9 protein-coding genes are annotated in these 8,917 nt (G+C 72.3%); all 9 read left to right on the top strand.

Annotated features, from left to right (window positions below; genetic code table 11):
- The first annotated feature begins 110 nt into the window (after nt 1–110).
- Nucleotides 111–1,055 (top strand): type IV toxin-antitoxin system AbiEi family antitoxin domain-containing protein, encoded by a 945-nt coding sequence (locus HALOF300_RS22645; RefSeq protein ID WP_156743157.1) that lies wholly within the window; start codon nt 111–113, stop codon nt 1,053–1,055.
- A gap of 122 nt (nt 1,056–1,177) precedes the next feature.
- Nucleotides 1,178–3,115, top strand: coding sequence for an ABC transporter ATP-binding protein (locus tag HALOF300_RS22640; RefSeq protein WP_231955699.1), 1,938 nt, complete (start codon nt 1,178–1,180; stop codon nt 3,113–3,115).
- Nucleotides 3,112–4,914 (top strand): ABC transporter ATP-binding protein, encoded by a 1,803-nt coding sequence (locus tag HALOF300_RS22635; protein WP_156743156.1) that lies wholly within the window; start codon nt 3,112–3,114, stop codon nt 4,912–4,914. The genes HALOF300_RS22640 and HALOF300_RS22635 overlap by 4 nt, the downstream gene beginning before the upstream one ends.
- Before the next feature lie 50 nt (nt 4,915–4,964).
- Entirely contained in the window at nt 4,965–5,357 is a 393-nt protein-coding gene (hisI, locus tag HALOF300_RS22630) for a phosphoribosyl-AMP cyclohydrolase (RefSeq protein ID WP_156743155.1), read from the top strand.
- Entirely contained in the window at nt 5,354–6,949 is a 1,596-nt protein-coding gene (locus HALOF300_RS22625) for an anthranilate synthase component I (RefSeq protein WP_156743154.1), read from the top strand. Before hisI ends, HALOF300_RS22625 begins: the two co-directional genes overlap by 4 nt.
- Nucleotides 6,946–7,599: a Trp biosynthesis-associated membrane protein gene (locus HALOF300_RS22620; protein ID WP_197522779.1), complete on the top strand. Its 654-nt coding sequence runs from the start codon at nt 6,946–6,948 to the stop codon at nt 7,597–7,599. Before HALOF300_RS22625 ends, HALOF300_RS22620 begins: the two co-directional genes overlap by 4 nt.
- Before the next feature lie 58 nt (nt 7,600–7,657).
- Nucleotides 7,658–7,945: an HGxxPAAW family protein gene (locus HALOF300_RS22615; protein WP_156743152.1), complete on the top strand. Its 288-nt coding sequence runs from the start codon at nt 7,658–7,660 to the stop codon at nt 7,943–7,945.
- 6 nt (nt 7,946–7,951) lie between these two features.
- Nucleotides 7,952–8,485 (top strand): DUF4190 domain-containing protein, encoded by a 534-nt coding sequence (locus HALOF300_RS22610; protein ID WP_156743151.1) that lies wholly within the window; start codon nt 7,952–7,954, stop codon nt 8,483–8,485.
- Nucleotides 8,482–8,895, top strand: coding sequence for a DUF2752 domain-containing protein (locus tag HALOF300_RS22605; protein ID WP_156743150.1), 414 nt, complete (start codon nt 8,482–8,484; stop codon nt 8,893–8,895). Before HALOF300_RS22610 ends, HALOF300_RS22605 begins: the two co-directional genes overlap by 4 nt.
- Nucleotides 8,896–8,917 lie beyond the last annotated feature (22 nt).

Genomic DNA, 8,917 nt, shown 5'->3' with positions numbered 1-8,917 from the left:
GACGTTTGAAGGTTGCGTTGGAGCCGGCAGTGGTTGCGGTTGAGCCAGCAGCGGTGGCGTTCGTCCACAGGGTGCGATCAGGGGCGGCGGTGAAGTGCTGGGGTGGGGCCATGAAGCCGATCGGGCAGCCAGCCGAGGCCCTGCAACTGGCGCGCGGGCAGGCGGGGCTGCTCAGCACGTCCCAGTGCGTCGTGCTCGGACTGTCGACGCAACGGATCACGAACCTCGTCCGAACTGGGCTGTGGCGGCGGATAGCCAGATCGGTCTATGACACCGGGTACATCGACCCGGACGTCGATCCTCTGGACTGGGCGCGGATTCAGTCGGCGTGGATCGGGATGCTCGGGTTGGGTCCCGAAGCCATCGCCGTCGGCCTGTGCGCGCTCGCGCTGCACGGCGTCTGGGGGCTGCCCAAGCGGATCATGCCCGAGGTGGCGCTCCCGGCCGGCCGCTTCGCGCGTGGCCCCGAGACGATCCGCGTTCGCAGGTTCTCGAGCACTCTTGGCACTATCAACCTCGCCGGACGTCTCGTCGCCGATGTGCCGACGGCGCTCGTCCAGGCACTGCCCGAGCTGGATCGCAATACCGCGGTCGCGGTCCTCGACTCCGCCCTGAACCGAGGGCAACTGACCGACAGGTCCTTGTCGGTGGTCCGTGAGCGCGTTCGCGGCCGACGCGGTGCGGCTCGGCTGCACGAGTGGTGGCCGCTGGTCGACCGCAGGGCCGAATCGCCCGTGGAGACACATGCCCGCCTTGACTGCCACGACGCAGGCATCCCGCCGGATGACCTGCAGGTGATCCTGCGTAACCGTCACGGAACCTTCCTGGCACGTGGCGACCTCGGCTGGATCCGGGCTGACGGTTCGTGGGTCCTGGTCGAGATCGACGGCAGGTCCGTGCACGCACAACCCGACGCGCTCTACGGCGACCGCACCCGCCAGAACCGGATCGCTCTCGGACGCAAGGGCACCACACTGCTCCGATACACCGCCGTCGACGTCTACCGAAAGGGCCACATCCCCGCCGAGGTCCGGATGGCCCTCGACCCAACGTAACCTTCGAACGTTTCAACCTCGCTATGGAACGTTGCAAGGTTGCGTTCGACCATGCGTACCAGGTGAGGTCGAGGTGGGCGGGGTCGGAGGTTGGGGCCTGGGGCGAGGGTAGGCTTGGGCCAGTGCCCGCAGAACCCGCCGGAGACGGCAACCCCGCCATGTCCAGCCCCGACGACCGGCCCGTTCACGCATTGTCCGGCGGCGCCGTCCGACGCTCCCTGCTCCTGATCGGCCGGGGCATCGCCTCGCAACCGCGCACGTTCACCATCGCGATCATCGCGAGCGTGGTCTACGGCATCGGCCTGGTCGCCTCCGGCTGGCTGCTCGGCCGGATCACCGACGGCGTCGTGCTGCCCGCGATCCAGGGGTCCGGGGTGTCGACCGGGTCCATCTGGCTGGCCGGGCTCGGGCTCCTGCTGATCGGCGCGGTGACCGCCGTCGCGGTGGCGCTGCGCCGCATCTACGCGGGGATCGGCGCCCTGGACGTCCAGGCCGGGCACCGGCGCGCCGTCACCCGCCAGTACCTCAGGCTGCCGATGACCTGGCACCGGCGGCACCCGGCCGGCCAACTGCTCTCCAACGCGAACGCGGACGCCGAGGCCGCCGGTGGCGTGTTCATGCCGCTGCCGTTCGCACTCGGGGTGCTCGTGATGATCATCGTCGCCGGGGTCGCCATGATCGTCGCCGACCCGGTCCTCGGCATCATCGGGGTGAGCGTGCTCCCGATGGTGCTCGTCGTGAACGCCGTGTACCGCAGCTACATGAGTCCGGCGATCACCCATGTTCAGCACCAGCGGGCGGTCGTCGCGGACGTCGCCCACGAGAGCTTCGAGGCGGCCGCCGTCGTGAAGGCCCTCGGCACCGAGGACTTCGAGGAGCGGCGCTTCGCCTCCGCGAGCCGCACCCTGCGGGACGCGAACATCGCGGTCGGGCGGATCCGGTCCGTGTTCGACCCGGTGATCGACCTGCTCCCGGGCCTGGCCACGCTCGGCGTCCTCGCGGTGGGCGCGACGCGAGTGGCGGCCGGCGTCGTGGACACCGGTGCCGTCATCACGACGGCCTATCTGCTCACCGTGATGACGTTCCCGGTCCGCGCGATCGGCTTCGTCCTGGGTGATCTGCCGCGCTCGCTGGTCGGCCACGACCGGGTCTCGCGAGTGATCGACGCCCGTGGCTACCTCGGCGCGGGCCGCCACCGGCTCGGCGACGCGGCCGGAGCCGACCAGGGTCTGCGTCTGGATCTCGATGGCGTCGGCGTGCGGGTGCCGAGCCACGACGCCGACGGCGCGGCCACCGAGGCGGACCTGCTCACCGATGTCACGTTCTCCGTTCCGGCGGGCCGGACGGTCGCGATCGTCGGGTCCACCGGTTCCGGCAAGTCGACGCTGGTGGACGTCATCGCGCGGCTGCGGGACCCCTCGGCCGGGGTGGTCCGCTACGACGGCCGGGACGCCCGGGAGATCACCGACTCCGGCCGCACCGGCGCGATCGCCCTGGTGGCGCAGTCGGCATTCGTGTTCGAGGACACCGTCCGGGGCAACGTCACGCTCGCCGACGAGGTGGAGCCCGACGGCGAAGGGCGGGGTCGCGGATACACCGACGAGCAGGTCTGGGCCGCGCTGGCGATCGCGCAGGCCGACGGCTTCGTCGCCGCGCTGCCCGATGGCCTGGACACCGTCATCGGCGAACGGGGCGCGTCCCTCTCCGGTGGTCAGCGACAACGGCTGGCGATCGCGCGCGCGCTCATCCGGCGCCCGAGGCTCCTCATCCTCGACGACGCGACCTCCGCCGTCGACCCGCTCGTGGAGCAGGCCATCCTGGCCGGGCTGCGCCGCAGCGCCGGGGACGTCACGGTCATCCTGGTCGCCTACCGCACCGCCACGATCGGGCTCGCCGACTCGGTGGTGCACGTCGAGCGTGGCCGCGTGGTCGACGCCGGCACCCACGCCGACCTGCTCGGCCGCGACAGGGGCTACCGGCGCCTGGTCACCGCCTACCAACGCGGTCGCGAGGAACGGCACGAACTGCACGAACAGCACGAACGGAAGGTGGCACGATGAGCGCCACGACCCCCGGAACCAGCGCCCGGATCGAGAGCACCTCCTCGCTCGGGGTGCTCGGCACCCTCAGGGCGGGCCTGGCTCTCTCGCCGGCGATGCGCACGGGCATCGGCGTCACCCTCGCCCTCGCCGTGCTGGCCACCGCCGGGCGACTGATCGTCCCGATCGTGGTGCAACAGACCACGGACGTCGGCATCCTCGCCCCGGGTGGGGTGGACGTCGGCCTGGTCCTGCGACTGTGCGGGATCGCCGCGGTCGGGCTGCTCGGCGCGGCGGCGTGCACCACATGGGTGAACGTGCGCCTGTTCCGCGCGGCGGAGGCCGGGCTCCTGCAGCTGCGGGTGCGGGCGTTCCGGCACGTGCACGACCTGTCCGTGCTGACCCAGAACACGGAGCGGCGCGGGTCGCTGGTGTCCCGGGTGACCTCCGACGTGGACACCATCTCCCTGTTCGTCCAGTGGGGCGGCATGCAGCTCGTGCTGTCCGTGCTGCAGATCGCCGGCGCGACCGTGGCGATGCTGTTCTACTCGTGGCAGCTGACGGTGGTGGTGTGGCTCGCGTTCGCGCCGATGATCGTGCTCGCACCGAAGGCGCAGAAGGCCCTGAACGTGGCCTACGGCACCGTGCGCCTGCGGGTCGGGGCCATGCTCGGGCGGATCTCGGAGTCGATCGTGGGTGCGCAGACGATCCGCTCCTACGGCGCCGGTGCCCGCACCCAGCGCCGCATGGACGAGGCCATCGGCGAGCACCGGGACGCTGCGGTGCGGGCGCAGGCGTTCGCGTCGCTGGCGTTCTCTTCGGGCGTGCTGCTCTCCGGCCTTGCGCTCGGTGCCGTCGTGGTCGTGGGCACCCTGCTCGGGATCGACGGCGATCTCACCGTGGGAGGACTGCTCGCGTTCCTGTTCCTCGTGCAGATCTTCACCGGACCGGTGCAGTCCGCCACCGAGGTCCTGAACGAGCTGCAGAACGCCGTAGCCGGGTGGCGTCGGGTGATCTCGGTGGTGCACACGCCGCTGGACATCACCGAGCCCGACGAGCCAACCCCGGCCGGGCCGCGCGGGCCGGCGGCCCTGGACTTCACGGACGTCACCTACACCTACCCCGGAACGGCGGCCGCAGTGCTGCACGACATCGACCTTGCGATCCCCGCGGGCGCCCGCGTGGCCGTGGTCGGGGAGACCGGGTCGGGCAAGACCACGCTCGCCAAGCTGCTCACCCGGATGATGGATCCGGACGCGGGGTCGGTGCGCCTGAACGATGTGGACCTACGTGAGATCGCGCTCGCGGATCTGCGCTCGCGGGTCGTGATCGTGCCGCAGGAGGGGTTCCTGTTCGATGACACGATCGCCGGGAACGTGGCCTACGGCCGGCCGGACATCGACGCGGACGGCGTGGTCGGCGCGCTCGAGCGCCTCGGCCTGGGCGACTGGTTGGCCACGCTGCCGCTCGGTGTGCACACCGACGTCGGGCAGCGCGGCGAGTCCCTCAGCGCCGGCGAACGGCAGCTCGTCGCGATTGCGCGCGCCTACCTGGCCGACGCGGACGTGCTGGTCCTCGACGAGGCGACCTCCGCCGTCGACCCGGCGACAGAGCACCGGATCAGCCGGGCCCTGGCCGAACTGACCCAGGGGCGCACCTCGGTGGCGATCGCGCACCGCCTGTCCACGGCGGAGGCCGCGGACCTGGTGGTCGTCGTGGACGCCGGCCGGATCGTGGAGCTCGGCCCACACACGACGCTGGTGGCCGCCGGCGGGGTCTACGCACGGATGCACGCGACGTGGATCTCGGCGAGCGAGTGAGGCCCCGCGGGGGTCCGTGAACGTGCCCCGGGCGTGGGAGGATCGAGGGCGTGTCCGACGTGAACCCCTCCGCCCTGGATCCCTCGATCGCGACCCGGCTGAAGCGTGACGAGCACGGCCTCGTCTGCGCCGTCGTGCAGGATGACGCCAATGGCGACGTTCTCATGGTCGGCTGGATGGATGACGAGGCACTGCGCCGCACCCTGACCACCGGCCGGGCCTGGTACTGGTCCCGGTCCCGGCAGGAGTACTGGCGCAAGGGCGACACCTCCGGGCACACCCAGCACGTCCGCTCGGTGGCGCTGGACTGCGACGGCGACGCGCTGCTGGTCCGGGTGCACCAGACCGGCCCGGCCTGCCACACCGGAACCCGGACCTGCTTCGAGGCGGGCGGGGACCTCGGCGCCGTGGTCGGCGGCCGGACCCCGGCGGCCGGACGATGACCGGCGCGCAGTCCGACGTCGCGGCGGACTCGGGCGGCGAGCTGAAGCTGTCCTGGGGCGAGACCTGGCCCTCCGGCGCCGGGTTCCGCGACCTCGCTGAAGAGCGCCGGGTGATCCCGGTGGTGCGCCGGATCCTCGCCGACGACGTCACCCCGGTGGGGCTGTATCGCCGGCTGTCCTCGGGCCGGGCCGGCACATTCATCCTGGAGTCGGCCGCCTCGGACGGCGTCTGGTCGCGGTGGTCGTTCGTGGGGGTATCCTCCCGGGCGATCCTCAGCGAGGCCGACGGTCAGGCGCACTGGTACGGCGACGTGCCGGTCGCGGTGCCCCGCACCGGTGACGTCCTCGACGTGCTCCGGGAGACCCTGCGGGTGCTGCACACCCCGGCTCTGCCGGGCCTGCCGCCGCTGACCGGCGGGCTCGTCGGTGCGCTCGGCTGGGACGTGATCCACCACTGGGAACCCACGCTGCCGCGGCTGGCCCGCGAGGAGCTGGACATCCCCGAGGTCGCGCTGTGCCTCGTCGGGGACATGGCCGCCGTCGACCACAACACCGGCGACGTCTGGCTGATCGCGAACGCCATCAACTTCGACGACACCGACGAGCGGGTCGACGAGGCGTACGCCGACGCCGTCGCCCGGCTCGACGCCATGGCCGCCGCGCTCGTGGCCCCCGCCCCGTCCCGTGCGATGGTCACCCTCGACGGCGCGGCGGCGCGGGAACCGGAGCTGCGGTTCCGGACCGAGCGGGCCGACTTCGAGGCCGGCGTCCTAGCCGCCAAGCAGGCGATCCGCGAGGGTGAGGTGTTCCAGGTGGTGCTGTCCCAGCGCCTGGAGCTGGAGTGCACCGCGGACCCGCTCGACGTGTACCGGGTGCTGCGGACCATCAACCCGAGCCCGTACATGTACTTCCTGCACCTGGGCGACCCGGGGGCCGACGGCGAGGGGGACTACCACGTGGTCGGCTCCAGCCCGGAGACCCTCGTCAAGGTCACCGGCCGGGACGTGGTCAGCTTCCCGATCGCGGGCTCGCGCCCGCGCGGCGAGAATGCCGCACAGGACCGCGAGCACGCCGACGAGCTGCTCGTGGACCCGAAGGAACGCGCCGAGCACCTGATGCTCGTGGACCTCGCCCGCAACGACCTCGGCCGGGTCTGTGAGCCCGGCAGTGTCGCCGTCGTGGAGTTCATGGAGATCAAGCGGTACAGCCACATCATGCACATGTCCTCCACGGTCAACGGCCGGCTCCGACCGGAGTCGACGGCGGTGGACGTGTTCACGGCGACGTTCCCGGCAGGCACCCTGTCCGGGGCGCCGAAGCCGCGGGCGATCGCCCTCATCGACGAGCTGGAGCCGGCCCGCCGCGGTATCTACGGCGGTACGGTCGGCTACTTCGACCTGGCCGGCGACCTCGACATGGCGATCGCGATCCGGACCGCGCTGATCTCGCGGGGCGTCGCGAGCGTGCAGGCCGGCGGGGGACTGGTGGCGGACTCGGTGCCGGAGACGGAGTACTGGGAGAGCCGGAACAAGGCCGCCGCAGCGGTGCGGGCGGTGCAGATCGCCGCCGGTATCGAAGCGATCGCGCCGTGACGCCGGCGTTCAGGCGCCGACGGCTCGGCCGCGGTCCGGCCGTGCTGATCCTGCTCGTGGCCGGGGCGTCCCTCCTGGTCACCACGCTGGGCACCTGGGTCAGCGCGCCGGTGGCGGGCACGCTCGGGACCGAGACCGTCAGCGTGGGCGGCGCCGCGGCCGCACCGGTGGTCCCGTCCGTGGCGCTCGTCGTGCTCGCGGCCGCGCTCGCCCTCGGCCTGTCGGGCTGGGTGGTGCGGATGCTGGCGGCAGTGCTCGCTGCCCTCGCCGGAGCGGCGGCGCTGGTGGCCGTGCTGGCGTTCCTGCAGGACCCGGCCACCCCGGCGCAGGCCGCCGCGGGCGAACTGATCGGGGTCCGCGAGATCAGCGGCGAGCCGGCCGTGACCGCCCTGCCCTACCTGGCGCTCGCTGTGGCCGCAGTGATCCTCATCCTCGGGATAGCCCTGCCGTTCCTGGTCGGGCAGTGGGGCCGGGTCGGTCGCCGCTATGAGCGCGGATCCGACCCAGCGGCGGTCGACGCAGTGGCACCGGGACCACGTGCGCCGGGGCCGATCGCGACGCCGGCCGCCGGGTCGGCCCGGACCGCCCGGATGGATGACTGGGACGCGCTGAGCCGCGGCGAGGACCCGAGCGAGGAGGCGGACCGGTAGTCTGGTCGCGCCGAGCACGACCACCGCGAAGGGCCACTGCACCATGACCAACGAAGCCATGACCGAATCCACCCGGCACTCCGAGGATTCGGTGGCGGGCGGGCACTACGCCCCCGAGAACCTGCCGACCGCCGCGCCGTCCAACCACGGCCGCACGATCGCCGGTTGGACCCTGTTCTGGGGCGGCGTCGTCGGCTCCCTCGTGGTCGGCATCGCGTTCATCCTGCAGAACCTGACGCTCGGGATCATCGGTGGCGCCGTCGTCGTCATCGGGTGCGTCGCCAGCGCGATCCTGCGAGCCCTCGGCTACGGCCAGCTCGAGCGGAACTCGGGGCGGGCCGCGTAGCCTGCGATGTCCTACCCACCCGTGCCACCGTCCAGCGGTGGTGTCAACCCCTACGAGTCACAGGACCCGTACGGCGCGGCCGGGTCGAACCCGGTCCCCTCGCACGAGGACCGGGCGTTCGTGGAGGGGCCACAGCCCTGGGACCCGCAGGTACCCGGTTCGTACGGCCAGTCCCAGTACGGCGCACAGCCCCAGTACGGCGCACAGTCCCAGTACGGCGCACAGCAGTACGGCCAGCCGCAGTCGCCCTACGGCGTCAGCCCGTACGGGTACGGCCTGGCGGCCTCGCACCGGAACAGTCTCGGCACCACCGCTCTCGTGCTCGGGATCGTCGGGTTCTTCCTGGCGTGCATACCGCTCGTGGGCATCGGCCTCGGCATCGGCGCCATCGTGAACGGCAACAAGGGCCGCCTCGCCGCCGACGCCGGCCAGGCGACCAACCGAGGCTCCGCGACCGGGGGCCTGGTCATGGGGGTGCTGGCCATCATCGCGGGTGTGTTCTGGATCCTCGTCTCCCTCTCCCAGGGCTTCTACGGGTGAGCGTCGAGGCCGCGGCGCCGCCCCGGGACCGGCGCACGCCGGTGTTCGTCGGTGTCGCGGTGGCCGCCGGCACCGCGCTGCTCGCGCTGGTGGACCCGCACGAAGGCGGCTACGGGTTCTGCCCGATGCTGCGGCTGACGGGGTGGTTCTGCCCGTTCTGCGGTGGCCTGCGGACCACGCACTCGCTCGCGACCGGCGACCTGGCCGGGGCGTGGACGGCGAACCCGATGCTCACGATCGCGTTGCCGATCGTGGCGCTGGGCTGGGTCTGGTGGCTCGTGCGGGTCTGGCGTTCTGAGCCCGTCCTGCGGCCGCCGGCATGGGTGTGGATGGCGCTCGGCGTCGGCCTGCTCGCGTTCACGGTGCTGCGCAACCTGCCCGCACTGGCGCCCTATCTCTCCCCGGTCTGAGGCACCGACGACGCCCTCCGTG

Origin of the sequence: Occultella aeris (genome assembly GCF_902703175.1) — a bacterium.
GTDB lineage: Bacteria > Actinomycetota > Actinomycetes > Actinomycetales > Beutenbergiaceae > Occultella > Occultella aeris.
Note: the sequence above shows the minus strand (reverse complement) of the source record. Positions and strands in the feature narration are given on the sequence as shown.